The following is a 12811-nucleotide window of genomic DNA, read 5'->3' as shown; positions in this document are numbered from 1 at the left end:
AGCCAGACGATGAAAACAGCGAAGTCCTCCACAGCGGCCACCACGAATCACGAGCGAGAGCGACGCGCGCGTGCCGCTCTCGCGGCCGCGCTTTTCTGTGCCTTCGCGCTCTATATCGCGTGGCATGCCTCGCACGAGTCGAACTCGCGTCCCGTCGACGAACTGCCGATGTCCACGGCGCGCGGCGACGACACGTCGACCCCCATTGCGGACGCCGACAAGCCCGAGCTCATCAAGCGCGGCGCCTATCTAGCGCGCATTGGCGACTGCGTTGCGTGCCATACCGCCGATCCAGGCCGGCCGTTTGCGGGCGGCCTGCCCATCAGCACGCCGTTTGGAAAAATCTACACGCCGAACATCACGCCGGACCCCGATACCGGCATCGGCCAGTGGAGCGATACCGACTTCATACGCGCGTTGCATGAAGGCATCGGCAAGGGCGGCAAGCGGCTGTATCCCGCGTTTCCTTACGTCGAATTCACGCGCATGACAGAGCGGGACATGCTCGCGATCCGCGCCTATCTGAATACGGTCGCGCCGGTGCATGACACGCCGCCCGCGAACGAACTGCGCTTTCCATTCAACCAGCGCTGGCTGATGATCTTGTGGAATCTCTTCAACTTCAACGAAGGCCGCTTCGTGCCGGACCCGAAGCAAAGCGCCGAATTCAACCGCGGCGCCTATCTCGTCGAAGGCCTCGCGCATTGCGAGGAATGCCACACGCCGCGCAACTTCATGCAGGGTCTCAAGACGACAGAGCGTTTCTCGGGCGCGACGCAAGCAGGCTGGCAGGCCTACAACATCACGCCCGACCGCACGAGCGGCATTGGCAACTGGAGCGACGACGCGCTGATCGCCTATCTCTCCACGGGCATTGCCGCGGGTCATGCGAGCGCAGCCGGTCCGATGGCCGACGTGGTCCAGCACTCGACGCAATATCTGACGCATGAGGACCTGCGTTCGATCGTGGCGTATCTGCGCGCGCTGCCGCCGGTTTCGGGCGGCGTGACGCGGCCGCGCGATGCCTGGGGCAAGCCCGCTGTGAACGACATCACCGCGCTGCGCGGCACGACGATCACGACCGTGAACGGCTTGCAGCTTTTCGTGGCGAACTGCGCGAGTTGCCACCACTGGACAGGCGGCGGCGTGGGGGGAAGCGCGCCGGGCGCGTATCCATCGCTCATTCATAACAGCGTTGCAGGCGCGCCGAGCCCGGACAACCTCGCGATGGTGATCCTGCACGGTGTGCGGCGCCAGACGAAGGACAGCGACGTGCTGATGCCGGCATTCGGCGATGCATTGAGCAACGAACAGGTGGCAGCCATTTCCAACTACGTGACGACGCAGTTCGGCGATCTTCGGGCCACGCTCACGGCCGGCGAGGTCGCGGCGCTGCGTGCCCAGCCCCAGTAACTCACCGTAACGCCGGGCGTTGCGCCGCGTTAGCGCCGGCACTGATAACCGCAAACGCGTATGCTGTGAACGCAGGCACGCCGCTTGCGTGTTGTCTGCTTTGTGACGCGCCTGTCGCAATCGTATTCGGTACGATATTTGGCGCTCATATGGCCCACTCACACAGCGCTATGATGAAGTGATGACGCATACACCCGACGCTCTCGTGCAGCACCATGCCGCCAATCTTGCAGGTCGCGACTTCGTAGTAGGCGATTTGCATGGTTGCGTGGAGGCGTTGCGCTATCTTTTGCGCGAAGTCGAGTTCGACACCGCGCGCGACCGGCTGTTTTCTGTGGGCGATCTCGTTGACCGCGGCGAGCGCGAGCAGTGCGAACAGGCGCTCGCGCTGCTCGACAAACCGTGGTTCTACGCCGTGCTCGGCAATCACGAAGACGCACTGTGCGCCGTAGCCGAAGGGAAGATGCCGCGCAACCGCTGGTATGGCATCGGCGGCGGCTGGGCGCACAGCGTGCCCGACGCCGAACTCGTGCACTACGCGCAACGGCTGCGCCAATTGCCGCTCGCGCGCGTGGTGGGTGAGGGCGAAAAGCGATTCAATATCATTCACGCTGAATTTTTCGGCGACGACGCCGCGCTCGACAGCGGCCAGTTCGATTCCGACGTGCGCGAACGCATGCTTTGGGGCCGCGATCTCGTGCTCGGCACGGGCGATCCGGCGCGCCATGCGCTCTCGCTCACGTTCTGCGGGCATACGCCGGTGCGTGAAGTGCGGCAGATCGGCTCGCAGGTGTTCATCGACACCGGAGCGTTCATCACCGAAGGACGCCTCACCATGGTCGAGGCGCTCACATCGCGCATCTTGTCGGTCTCGCAGGTCGAGGCGCTCGCGCACGGCGCGGCCGCGATCGTGCTTCCCTGAGGCCTCGCGCCTGCCGGTCTCCCGTTGGCCGCTCGGCTCATACGATGCGGTTCAACTCGAACACCATGTCGATGGTGTGCCCATTCCAGTTGTATTCCAGATACGCCGCGTGATGGCACGCGCGCAGCAGCGTCGTGCTGAAGGCGGCGAGACATTGGCCGTCCTCGTCGCGAACCGAGGGATACGCAATGCCCGGCGCACGCGCCTCGCGGGCGGCGCGGCCTAGCGCCTGGCCGGCCGTGTAGTCGTCGGGCGAGAGCACGCCCGGGTCGAGCGCGGGGTCATCGCGCAGATCGATCACCTCGCCGTGTGCGATCACCGTATAGAGCCGCATTTGCTGGCGGATGGGCGGCTCGTTCGTGGCCGCGAGAAAAAGCCCCGAGTGATAGCGCGTTTCCGCCACGGCGGTGGCGCGCGAGCGCGCGCAGTAGAACACGCCGTAGGTGCCGTCGGAAAAACGGCTGCCCTGCGGATTCAGATGCGTGAAAGCCGCCATGATCGGCCCGTAGCCGGGGCCGAAGCGGCGCTCCTCGCGCGGCACGAGGTCGAGGTCGCCGGTTTCGGTGCGCAGCCGGTCGTTGGTGAGCGCTTCGAGCGCGTAGAGCGCCTCGAAGTCGTCCGCGGAAGCCACGCGGTCGAACAGGTTCACGGCTGGAAACCGGGTGGGGATCACCCTGAACGCGGGTGACCAGGTGAGATGCGCGCTGCGCCAGCGGTCTTGCCAGTTCGTTTGCGTCACGCCCAGCCGCCTCGCATTGCGTCGAGATACTGGCGCACCGCCACGAGGTCGCTGACGTTGCCGGCCAGCATGCGGTCGAGCGCGCGCCGTCCGCCAAAGGGCGGTGCGCTGTTGGGGCGCTTGATCCAGGTGTCGGCGGAGGTGGGTTGGGGCAGGAGAATCTGCAACGCCTTGTAGATGCCGAGCAGCAGCGAAAGGCGTTCGAGTGTGTCGCGGCCCAGCCGGGCGGTGTGCGGGGACTGCTTCCACTTGAAGAACGTGGATCGGCCCGGCGAGCCGAGCAGAATAATCTGCTCTTCGGCGCTCAGGTCCCAGTCGCGCGCAATGTTGAAGAACGCCCTGAGCCCCGCCGCCGACATTTCGGTGAGCGAGGGTTCGGCGCGGGGGCGTCGCGACGGTGTGACGGAAGCAGTGGCGGGTGACATGGTGGTCGAGTCCTGAATTGAACTTTTAGTAGATATTAGTCCATATATGGATTATTGCAAGTTTTGACTCGGTATAATCCTCGCCGGACATTGGGACGGCTTTGGGGAGAGACGAGGTGCGGGCAGGCGTATTGATGGCTCGCGCCGGGCGAGGCCCACGCGGCAGCCCGTGTGCATCATCCCGCTTCCGGCGCGGCGCCCGCGTCCAAGACCGTCACGCAAAAGCGTCCCGCGCCGAATCCTGCCGCCGTGCGGCCCGCGCCACGCCACAAGCTCGTGGTGGATGCGCCGCCGCCGCAGATCCAGCGTGCGATTCCCATGCCGCACGCGCTGCCGCCCATCCTGAGCTGAACGCTATCTAGCCTGTGCCGAGCCCCGACGCGAACAATTGCAGCGTCCCCGCGGTTCGCAGCTCGCGCACCCGCGAGTGAAGCAGGACCTGCGAAACCGGCAGCGCGGGCAAACCGAGCCGCGCGCCGACGTCGATCAGTTCGCGCGGCGCGACCCGGCGCGCCAGCGGCGAAACCGCGAGACCAGCGGCCAGCGCCGCGCCCACCGCGGCGACACCGCCGCCCACGAACACTTCGGTCCAGGCCACGCCTGCGGCGTCTAGCGCGCGAATCGCTGCGGCCCGCACCGCGCATGGCGCGGCGAGCAGCGCGAGCGGCAGCGCCGTGCCGGGCTGCCACTGCCATTGCGGTGCGGCGAGCCAGACGAGCGGCTCCGCGAAGAGCCGGCGGGCGTCGCCGCGCGGCGCCTCCTCTTCCTCCTGACGGACGATGACGGCATCGAGCCGCCGCTCGTCGAACTGCGCGAGCAGATGCGCCGAGAGCCCAAGATGCAGCTCGATCACGAGCCCCGGATCATGGACGCGAAGCTGGGCGAGCTGGCGGGCGAGGTTGGCGTCCGCAACATGCTCGCTCAGGCCGAGCGCGAGCCGCCGCTCGTCGCCCGCAAGCGCCCCGAGCGCGCGCTCATGCGCGCCCAGCAGGTCGCGCGCGGCGGCGAGGAACGTGAGGCCATCCGCCGAAAGCCGCACGACGCGCGGCGTGCGTTCGAGCAACTGCTTGCCCAGATGCGCCTCGAGACGCTTGAGCTTCAGGCTCACGGCCGATTGCGTGGTGTCGAGGGCGTCGGCGGCACGCGTGAAGCTGCGCAGCTCGGCGACGAGCACGAAGGCGCGCACGGCGTCGAGATCCAGTGGTTTCATTTCAGATGAAAATGGATGAAATCTCTATCTATGCCTGTTTATTATGATAGATCGCACCTAAGCTGATGTCATGTCAAACCCACCGAAGCAGGAGATCGACATGCCGTTCACTCGTATCGCGGTTCGCGCAGGCAAGCCCGCCACGTATCGCAAGGCGCTCACGCAGGGCATTCATCAAGCGCTGATGGAGGTGTTCAAGGCGCCCGAAGACGACATCTTCATGATCATCACCGAGCACGATGCCGATAACTTCGTGTTCGGCCGGCATTACCTCGGGATCGAGCGCAGCGACGATCTGGTCATGATTCAGATCGCCGTGAACAACACGCGCGGGCAGGAGCAGAAGAAGGCGCTGTTCGCGCAGATTGCCGAAAACCTCGCGCGCGATCCGGGGGTGAGGCGCGAGGACGTGTTCGTGAATCTCGTGGATGTCGCGCGGGAGAACTGGTCGTTCGGGAATGGGGTGGCGCAGTACGCAACCTGAGCGCGGAGCGTGCCGCCTGACGCGGCCGTCAGCCTGCCGCGCGATTGCTCCCGCGCGGCAGCCACGTCACCACTTCTTCTCGTCGAGCAGGCGGTCGAACAGCCGTTCCCGCAGCGCGTCGGGCACGGCCGACAGGCCGAGCAGCGTGCTAAACGCGATGCCGCTCGCGGCGAAGTAGCGTAGCAACGAGAGTTCGAGGTCGCGGGCCTCGACCTGCAGCTGTTCCATCTTGGCCGCGTCCTGGGCCTTCAGGTCTTCGAGCAGCGCCGGGCTTTCGACCAGGGCCGCGAGCACGGCGCGCGCGACGGAGTCCGGCTGGTTGATCGACTCCCTGAAAATCGCGATCTGCGCCGAAAGGACCGGTTCTGCCCGGGCCTGGCCGCCCGCCGCCAGGTGATCTTGCGCGATCTGCTCGAATTGTTCCCGCTGACGATCCAGCAGCGCGCGCAGCACGCCCAGTTTGTTACGGAACTGGTGTAGCAATCCGCCTTTGCTGATGCCGCTTTCGCGCGCGAGCGCATCGAATGTCAGTCCGCCGACCCCGTCGCGGGTCAGGATCGCAAGCGCCGCGTCAATCGCCTTTCTGCGGGAAATCTCGGAACGTGTCTGGTTATCCATGGGCGCGATTGTACCCCTGCATCGTTCCACAAACAAACCGGATAGACGGTTTACATCCTCCGAGACCGATGCTACGCTTCGTCTCGTCGTGGACTCGGCCGGATGCCAGGCGGTATCCGGCAACTTTTAAAAGGATGCCTTCGTGCTCAACAACCGTTTTCTTCACATGTCGTCGGCTTGCGTAGTACTCCTGATGTTGTCGGCGTGTGCGGGCGTGCAGCCCGTGGCCTATAACAGCCTCGCCTCGTCCTCCCAGCTCAAGGAGAACCGGGATCACGACGCCGCGCAGACGCCATTCCGCTATGCGGCGCCGGTGCTCTGGTCGCGCTACTCGCAGGTCATCGTCGATCCGGTCGCGGTGTATCAAGACGCCGACAATCAGTTCGGCGACCTGTCGGACTCGGACAAGGACGTGCTCGCCGCCTACATGCACAAGACGTTTGCCGACACGCTATCGAAGCGTTTCGACCTGGCGACCCAGCCGTCGCCCGCGACGCTGCGCGTGAAACTCACGTTGACCGGCGCGGAGAAAACGACTGCCCTGATCGGCCAGGCGATGCATTTCGACATCGCGGGCAATCTCTACAACGGCGTTCAGGCGATCCGGGGCGGCAAAGGAGCGTTTAGCGGCTCGGTGTCGTATGCCGTGGAGGTGTACGACAGTGCGTCGGGGCGTCTGCTTCGCGCCTACGTGACAAAGCAATACCCGAACGCGATGAATCTGCCCGCTGCCTTCGGCTCCCTGAGCGCGGCCGAAACCGGCATCGACAAGGGCGCCGATGCGCTCGTCGAGCAGTTGCGCTAACGGCGAAGCCGCCTGAGCGCAAAGGGCGCCGCCGGTCCGAACCCCATCGACTTTCTCGCCAGATCTTCAACGCACCGTGAGTCTCTTCAGCTTCTTTGCATGCGCGGTTGGCCATGCGCTCGCCTTCGCATCCCGATTTGCGAGGCGCGTGTGGCATGTCGTCGTGGGGAAGTTGTGAGTGACCGGCGGTGGTGGCATGCCGCAGTCTGGGCCGCGTGGGTTTTGGCAAACCTGGCTGGCGGCCTGATGCTCGCTCAAGCGCTGTCGCAACGCAGCACCCGTGTAACCGTGAGCTTCGTGTCGGGCGCCGGGCTCGTCGCCGGCAAAACGCCGGTGCGATATCGCGGCGTGGTCGTTGGCCGGCTCGAGCATCTGCGCTTGTCCGCGGATGGTCAGCGCGTCGATGCCGAACTGAGGCTCGATGCGGCCGGACCACACATCGCCATGTGCGGCACGAAATTCTGGGTTGTGCGTCCGCGCATCGACGTGAAGAACATCTCCGGGCTCCTGACCGCCGTATCGGGAACCTGGATCGACGTCGATATCGACATTCATTCGCCCAGGGCGTGCTACACATTCACGGGCTTCGACACGCCGCCGGCCATCACCAGCGACGCAGAGGGCACGCGTTTCGTGATTCGCGCCCCAACGCTCGGCTCGCTGAATGCCGGCTCGCCCGTTTATTTTCGCGGTGTGCAGGTCGGGGAGGTGCTCGGCTATTCGCTGGTGCCCAGTGGCGACAACGTCCGTATCGGCGTTTTCGTCAGGAGACCGTTCGATCGTCTGGTCACGTCCGATACGCGCTGGTGGCAATCGAGCGGCGTCGAGCTCAAGCTCGATTCCAGCGGCATGCGGCTGGAAACGCCGCCGGCCGCGGCGCTGCTCGCGGGCGGCCTCGCATTCGATACGCCGCGTGGGAGCGTGCGCCCAGTGTCCGCGACGAGCGTCGAGGATTTCCGGCTCGCGGAAAGCCGCACTGACGCGATGCGCGCGAACGAAGGTCCGCCTGCCGTGGTGCGCATGCGCTTCGCGCAGTCGGTGCGAGGGCTGTCCGTTGGCGCGCCAGTCGAATTCCGCGGCGTCGGGTTGGGCACGGTCACGGCGGTCGCTATCGACCTCCAACCCGAAAGCGGACGTTTCGACATGCTGGTCACGCTGAGCCTGTATCCCTCGCGGCTCGGCCGCAACTACCGCGACGCGCTCGGCGACGGTGCGGGAACGGCAGGCAAGAGCCTGCTGCACCAGCTCGTCGCTCAGGGACTGCGCGGCCAGCTACGCACGGGAAGTCTATTGACGGGGCAGAAGTACGTCGCACTGGACATCTTCCCGCACGCACCCGCGGCGCGCGTCGACACGGAGCGCTCGCCGGTCGAATTGCCGACGGTGCCCAATTCACTCGAGGAGCTTCAGGACCAGGTGTCGAATATCGTGCGCCGGCTCGACCGCATGCCGCTTCAGGCGATCGGGCGCAACCTGGACGCCTCGTTGCAGCAGTCGAATGTCCTCTTTGCGCGGCTCGATACGGAGCTCGTACCGCGTGCGCGTTCGACGCTCGAATCGGCGCAACGGGCGTTTCGTTCCGCGCAAGCGATGCTCGACCAGGATTCGCCGTTGCAGAGCGACGCTCATCAGGCGTTGGCCGCGTTGCGGCGTACGCTGGCCAGCCTGAACGCCTTATCCGATTATCTCGAACGCCACCCCGAGGCTTTGATCTGGGGGAAGCGCGCAGACCCGTGAATCGGCAAGGCCGCCTACGGCGCCCGACTCACCAGCAACGGATCGACCACCCCGATCGCCTCTGCGTCCCGGCTCGCATAAGGCAGCTTGTGCAGCACGAATCGCATGGCATTGAGCCGCGCGCGCTTCTTGCAATCGGAGCGAACGACCGTCCACGGCGCATCGGCGGTGTCCGTCTGCGAGAACATGGCCTCTTTCGCCAGGGTGTACGCCTCCCACTTGTCGAGCGAAGCGAGATCGACGGGACTCAGCTTCCATTGCTTGAGCGGATGCACCTTGCGTTCCTTGAAGCGTCGCCGCTGCTCGGCACGGCTCACGGAAAACCAGAACTTGATCAGATGGATGCCGCTCCGGATCAACTGCCGTTCGAACTCCGGCACCTGCTGCATGAAATCGGCATATTCCTCCGGCGAGCAGAAGCCCATGACATGCTCGACGCCCGCGCGGTTGTACCAGGACCGATCGAACAGCACGATCTCTCCGGCCGAAGGCAGATGCTGCACATAGCGCTGGAAATACCATTGGCCGCGCTCGACTTCGGTGGGCTTTTCAAGCGCGACGACGCGCGCGCCGCGCGGGTTCATATGCTCCATGAAGCGCTTGATCGTCCCGCCCTTGCCGGCCGCGTCGCGGCCCTCGAACAGGATCACGACGCGCTGACCGGTTTCGCGCACCCACGCCTGAAGCTTGAGCAGTTCGACCTGCAGCCGGTACTTCTGGCGCTCGTAGGCGCGGCGCGACATCAGGTTGCGATACGGATAGCCGCCTTCGCGCCAGCCGGAGGCGAGTTCCTCGTCGGGGTGGCGCGAGCGCGAGTTGCGCCAGTCGGCAGGGTTGCCTTCGAGGATCAGACTGCGCAACTGGGCGGCTTCGTCGGGCGACATGCCTTGCATCAATGCTGCGATCGACTCGAGCAGCATGGCGGGCGGATTGTGCCCGGCGCGAGTGCGCGCGACGAGATCATGGACAGCGCCTGCGATCGTCTCGCTCGCGGATTCGACGGCACTGTCGACGGTGCGCAATTCGGCGCTGTGGGGCGTGACGAGCGGCAGTCGTGCGGCGGGGCTGGCGGCGTCGGAAGCGGGGTAGGGAATGGATTTGGGCATGGTGTCGGCGGATGCGGGGATGGGAGTGCATGCGGAGTGACTCGCATTCAACGCGGATGCATCGAAGGCGCGCGCGGCAATGGCACGCAGGGAAGTCGTCGGGGCTTGATTGGCAGGGCGGCGCCGAGGCAAAAGCCTGCGCGCCGCTGGCCAGCGCCGGCCCGCTTGTCCAGCTAACGGCCAGTGCTGGACGCCGGCCGGCTCAGGCGTTTGCCGCCTTTTTGAGGATGAGGTAGAGCGAGTCCTTCAGTTGAAGCTTTTCCTTTTTTAGCTGCTCGACTTCCATGCTGTGCGAAGCCACGACACCCGCTTCCATGTTCTTGATCTGCTGGTCGAGTTCGTTGTGACGATGAAAAATCCGGGCGAAATGGTCGTCCTGGATCTTGAGGCGCGAAATCAAATCTCTGTACTCAGGGAACACTCAACACTCCTTACAGACAGGCAAAATGGGAGAAATTGGCAGGTCGTTATTTTTCCACCGTCTGGTCGTGGCAGTCTTGACCATCATCAGACTCCGATTGCCCGAAGCGTCAGGGACGTTACCTGGGGCATCGGGGCGCGCTCGCGTGTACCATCGATCGCGTCGTCGCAGTTCCTGGTTCTCCATCCGCTTGCACTGTTCCAAGCCGTCGCCCGACAGAACCCTGGAGCGTTCATGGATCGCGTTCTGGAAATCGTGCTGGATGTCGTGATCCCGGCAGCGCCGGATAGAAAAAACGCAAAAGCCGTCGCCGCCACGGGAGCGGCGTCCAGGGCGCACGCCAGCCCGAAACCTTCGGAGCGGGCCGCCAGCCTGGGCGCGGCATTGCCGATGCTCGTGGCGCTGCCCGACGCGCGCGAGCGCGTGACGACGGTCGCCTTCGATCGCGGCGGGGTCCTTCGGGGGCTCGGCTGGCGCGTGGCGGTCGAATCGCGCGGCGACACGCAGCGCGTTGTCGTGTCGAGCCGACGCGTTCATACGCCTGGGGTTACCGTGGTCGCACCGATCTTCGAGGCGGCGCTCGATGCGAACGGCATCGCGCATGCGCTCTTCGACGCCGCGCCCGAGCCGTTTCGCGAGGCGCTGGGCGGCGCGGACGATCTCGCTCCATCGGCCACCCTCGTGGCGATGCGCAGCCGCTGGCAGTGGCCGCGCGATGGCATCGACGTATTGCTTACGCTCGACGAAGACTTGCACGAGCCGTCGGCAGCGCAGCAAGAAATGGTGGCTCGGGACACTCACGGCGCGGATGCGGCGCCCCCGCCCGACTTGTCCGCCTTGCACGAGTTGCGCGTGAGCGCGCCCTGGCCCGAAGGCGAGGACGAGCGGCCTATCGTCGATGCGCTGTTTGCCTGTGCCGGCGACCTGATCGGGGCGCTCCCCGCATTCGTGCGGCTGACCGACGCGCTTGAGCGCGCCAGCGCTGGCAGCGTGACCGGCGACGCCGAAGCCATCAAGGCCGAAGCCGTGGATCTGGCCGGCGCGGCCACCGCCGAGGCCGCGCTCGTGGCGATCGGGCGCAACATCAGCGTGCAGTGGTTCGGCAATGACGCGGGCGTGCGCGACAGCACGAACGGCGAGTTCATCCATCAGATGCGCGTCTCGCAGCGGCGGCTGCGCACCGCCATGCGCATTTTCTCGCGCTGGTGCGACGAGGCGTGGGAGACGCGCATCGAGCCGGAGCTCAAATGGCTCGGCGGCCTGCTCGGCGATGCGCGCGACCGCGATGTCTTCGTCGAATCGACGCTGCCTGCGCTCGCTGCCGCCGACGTCGAGCCGGGGCGCTGGGACGCGATTCGCGACGCGGCAAACGCGCAGCGGCTCGCCGCGCGCGCGCGGCTGCGCGAGGCGCTGGCCTCGCAGCGCTATGCGCTCGCGGCGCTGGCGTGGCTCCAGTGGCTCGACTTGCGCGCGCGACGCGCGCACGACGCCGGCAGCGCCGGGTTTTCGCTGCATCGCCACGCGAAGAAGCGCGTGCGGCGCTACTACGAGCAACTCGCGAGCACGCAAAAGCTCACGGCCATCGACGAGGCGAGCCGTCATCGCGCGCGCATCAACGCGAAGTATTTGCGCTACACGATCGAATTCTTCGCCACGCTCACGTCGCGCCGCACGCGCATGGAGGTGGCGCGCGCGCTAGCACGGCTGCAGAGCGTGCTCGGCGACGGCAACGACGCCGCGGTGGCCCTGCGCTATCTCGAGCGCATGGACGCCGAGCCGTATCAGCTTGGGTTCGCACGCGGCTGGTGCGAGGCCGTCAAGCGCTATACCGCGAAGGAGGGCGAACGCCTGTTACGCGAACTGGGTGCGCCGAAGGTGGCGCGCGGCGCCTGACGTGCGTCTCTATAATCGCTGGCGCGGATTGGCGGTTTGGCGAGCCGCGCCGAACCATCGTTCGTTCGTCTCGTTTTGGCTTGTGTTGCGCATGATGAATCCCACTGAACTGAACTCCCCATCCGCCGGAGCCGGCCAAGCCGACGCCGGCTCCACTGATACATCGACACCCGCCGAGGCGCCGGAACTGGGTCTGGGCGGCTCGGTCTGGTTTCAGTCCGGCCAGCAGATGCTTGGCGGCGCGGCGCGCATTGCGCTGCTGGAAGCCATCCATGCAACCGGTTCGATCACAGGCGCCGCGAAAGCGGTCGGCATGAGCTACAAGGGCGCCTGGGATGCCGTCGACGTCATGAACAATCTCGCGGGCGAGGCGCTCGTGGTGCGCGCGACGGGCGGCAAGGGCGGCGGCGGGACGACGCTCACGCCGCGGGCGCTGCGGCTCGTCGAGACGTTTCGCGCTATCGAGAGGGAGCACCAGCGCTTTATCGAGCGTGCGGCGCACGCGCTTGGGGCCGTTTCGGGCGAAGGCGGCGATGCGCACGCTGGCGGGTTCGCGCGCGACCTCGCCGTGCTCGGCCGCTTCGCCATGCGCACGAGCGCGCGCAATCAGCTCTTTGGCACCGTCTCGGGGATCGTGCGTGGTGCGGTGAACGACGAGGTGTCGATCGCGCTGCCCGGCGGCGAGGGCATCGTCGCCACGATCACCCACGAGAGCGCCGAAGCGCTCGGCCTTGCCGCAGGCGCGCCCGTGGTGGCGCTCGTGAAGGCGACGTCGGTCATACTGGTCGCGAGCGCGGCAGACGCGGAGCGGCTTTCGGCGCGCAACCGGCTCAGCGGGACGATCGAGGTTGTGCAACGTGGCGCCGTGAACGCCGAAGTGACGCTCGCCCTGCCGGGCGGCACCGTGATCGCCGCGATCGTGACCGAAGCGAGCGTGGACGCGCTGGGATTCGTCGCAGGGCAAGCGGCGACGGCCGTGTTCAAGGCTTCGAGCGTGCTGCTAGGCGTGGCCGGTTGAGCGGCGTCGAACGGGGCGCC

General features: G+C 66.1%; 14 protein-coding genes. 8 read left to right on the top strand and 6 right to left on the bottom strand.

Going from position 1 to position 12811, the window contains the following annotated elements; all coding sequences use genetic code 11:
- Positions 1 to 9 precede the first annotated feature (9 nt).
- Together ACOJB8_RS23305 and ACOJB8_RS23300 are read left to right on the top strand one after the other, a co-directional pair.
- Positions 10 to 1413 (top strand): c-type cytochrome, encoded by a 1404-nt coding sequence (locus ACOJB8_RS23305; protein WP_475014537.1) that lies wholly within the window; start codon positions 10 to 12, stop codon positions 1411 to 1413.
- 181 nt (positions 1414 to 1594) lie between these two features.
- A complete protein-coding gene (locus ACOJB8_RS23300; protein ID WP_475014534.1) occupies positions 1595 to 2335 on the top strand; it encodes a metallophosphoesterase in 741 nt (246 codons plus the stop codon).
- A 37-nt stretch (positions 2336 to 2372) separates the two neighbouring features.
- Here ACOJB8_RS23300 and ACOJB8_RS23295 read toward each other — a convergent pair whose 3' ends face one another.
- Together ACOJB8_RS23295 and ACOJB8_RS23290 are read right to left on the bottom strand one after the other, a co-directional pair.
- Entirely contained in the window at positions 2373 to 3074 is a 702-nt protein-coding gene (locus ACOJB8_RS23295; RefSeq protein ID WP_069261357.1) for an RES family NAD+ phosphorylase, read from the bottom strand.
- The gene (locus ACOJB8_RS23290) at positions 3071 to 3499 is read right to left on the bottom strand and encodes an antitoxin Xre/MbcA/ParS toxin-binding domain-containing protein (protein WP_069261356.1); all 429 of its coding nucleotides are present in this window, start codon (positions 3497 to 3499) and stop codon (positions 3071 to 3073) included. The genes ACOJB8_RS23295 and ACOJB8_RS23290 overlap by 4 nt, the downstream gene beginning before the upstream one ends.
- 171 nt (positions 3500 to 3670) lie before the next feature.
- Between ACOJB8_RS23290 and ACOJB8_RS23285 the strand changes: the two genes are divergently transcribed.
- The gene (locus ACOJB8_RS23285) at positions 3671 to 3850 is read left to right on the top strand and encodes a hypothetical protein (protein WP_475014531.1); all 180 of its coding nucleotides are present in this window, start codon (positions 3671 to 3673) and stop codon (positions 3848 to 3850) included.
- 7 nt (positions 3851 to 3857) lie between these two features.
- Here ACOJB8_RS23285 and ACOJB8_RS23280 read toward each other — a convergent pair whose 3' ends face one another.
- Positions 3858 to 4709 carry a LysR family transcriptional regulator gene (locus ACOJB8_RS23280; RefSeq protein WP_475014529.1) on the bottom strand — a complete coding sequence of 284 codons (852 nt, stop codon included), beginning with the start codon at positions 4707 to 4709 and terminating at the stop codon, positions 3858 to 3860.
- Between the two features lie 100 nt (positions 4710 to 4809).
- On the opposite strand from ACOJB8_RS23280, the gene ACOJB8_RS23275 reads away from it, so the two are divergent.
- The gene (locus tag ACOJB8_RS23275; RefSeq protein ID WP_368605186.1) at positions 4810 to 5193 is read left to right on the top strand and encodes a tautomerase family protein; all 384 of its coding nucleotides are present in this window, start codon (positions 4810 to 4812) and stop codon (positions 5191 to 5193) included.
- A gap of 66 nt (positions 5194 to 5259) precedes the next feature.
- On the opposite strand, the gene ACOJB8_RS23270 is transcribed toward ACOJB8_RS23275, so the two are convergent.
- On the bottom strand, positions 5260 to 5811 hold the full coding sequence (locus ACOJB8_RS23270) for a TetR/AcrR family transcriptional regulator (protein WP_069261353.1): 552 nt from the start codon (positions 5809 to 5811) through the stop codon (positions 5260 to 5262).
- 166 nt (positions 5812 to 5977) lie between these two features.
- Here ACOJB8_RS23270 and ACOJB8_RS23265 point away from each other — a divergent pair, with 166 nt between their 5' ends.
- A complete protein-coding gene (locus ACOJB8_RS23265) occupies positions 5978 to 6616 on the top strand; it encodes a DUF3313 domain-containing protein (RefSeq protein ID WP_475014596.1) in 639 nt (212 codons plus the stop codon).
- 246 nt (positions 6617 to 6862) lie between these two features.
- Positions 6863 to 8353 (top strand): PqiB family protein, encoded by a 1491-nt coding sequence (locus ACOJB8_RS23260; RefSeq protein ID WP_475014525.1) that lies wholly within the window; start codon positions 6863 to 6865, stop codon positions 8351 to 8353.
- Positions 8354 to 8367: 14 nt separating this feature from the next.
- Here ACOJB8_RS23260 and ppk2 read toward each other — a convergent pair whose 3' ends face one another.
- Both ppk2 and ACOJB8_RS23250 read right to left on the bottom strand, forming a co-directional pair.
- Positions 8368 to 9459, bottom strand: coding sequence for a polyphosphate kinase 2 (gene ppk2, locus ACOJB8_RS23255; RefSeq protein WP_428995944.1), 1092 nt, complete (start codon positions 9457 to 9459; stop codon positions 8368 to 8370).
- A gap of 202 nt (positions 9460 to 9661) precedes the next feature.
- Positions 9662 to 9880: a YdcH family protein gene (locus ACOJB8_RS23250; protein ID WP_368728133.1), complete on the bottom strand. Its 219-nt coding sequence runs from the start codon at positions 9878 to 9880 to the stop codon at positions 9662 to 9664.
- A gap of 234 nt (positions 9881 to 10114) precedes the next feature.
- Between ACOJB8_RS23250 and ACOJB8_RS23245 the strand changes: the two genes are divergently transcribed.
- Positions 10115 to 11773, top strand: coding sequence for a CHAD domain-containing protein (locus ACOJB8_RS23245; RefSeq protein WP_342946991.1), 1659 nt, complete (start codon positions 10115 to 10117; stop codon positions 11771 to 11773).
- A 94-nt stretch (positions 11774 to 11867) separates the two neighbouring features.
- A complete protein-coding gene (locus tag ACOJB8_RS23240; RefSeq protein WP_428995952.1) occupies positions 11868 to 12791 on the top strand; it encodes a TOBE domain-containing protein in 924 nt (307 codons plus the stop codon).
- Positions 12792 to 12811: the final 20 nt, after the last annotated feature.

The organism is Paraburkholderia sp. BR10141 (assembly GCF_056155635.1).
This window is presented reverse-complemented; position numbering and strand designations above follow the sequence as displayed.

Bases quoted from the DNA above. Each gene is read 5' to 3' on its own strand.
- ACOJB8_RS23240 (WP_428995952.1), top strand. From the start codon at position 11,868: ATGAATCCCACTGAACTGAACTCCCCATCCGCCGGAGCCGGCCAAGCC.
- ACOJB8_RS23245 (WP_342946991.1), top strand. From the start codon at position 10,115: ATGGATCGCGTTCTGGAAATCGTGCTGGATGTCGTGATCCCGGCAGCG.
- ACOJB8_RS23305 (WP_475014537.1), top strand. From the start codon at position 10: ATGAAAACAGCGAAGTCCTCCACAGCGGCCACCACGAATCACGAGCGA.
- ACOJB8_RS23290 (WP_069261356.1), bottom strand. From the start codon at position 3,499: ATGTCACCCGCCACTGCTTCCGTCACACCGTCGCGACGCCCCCGCGCC.
- ACOJB8_RS23300 (WP_475014534.1), top strand. From the start codon at position 1,595: ATGACGCATACACCCGACGCTCTCGTGCAGCACCATGCCGCCAATCTT.
- ACOJB8_RS23275 (WP_368605186.1), top strand. From the start codon at position 4,810: ATGCCGTTCACTCGTATCGCGGTTCGCGCAGGCAAGCCCGCCACGTAT.
- ACOJB8_RS23260 (WP_475014525.1), top strand. From the start codon at position 6,863: ATGCTCGCTCAAGCGCTGTCGCAACGCAGCACCCGTGTAACCGTGAGC.
- ACOJB8_RS23280 (WP_475014529.1), bottom strand. From the start codon at position 4,709: ATGAAACCACTGGATCTCGACGCCGTGCGCGCCTTCGTGCTCGTCGCC.
- ACOJB8_RS23270 (WP_069261353.1), bottom strand. From the start codon at position 5,811: ATGGATAACCAGACACGTTCCGAGATTTCCCGCAGAAAGGCGATTGAC.
- ppk2 (WP_428995944.1), bottom strand. From the start codon at position 9,459: ATGCCCAAATCCATTCCCTACCCCGCTTCCGACGCCGCCAGCCCCGCC.
- ACOJB8_RS23265 (WP_475014596.1), top strand. From the start codon at position 5,978: ATGTCGTCGGCTTGCGTAGTACTCCTGATGTTGTCGGCGTGTGCGGGC.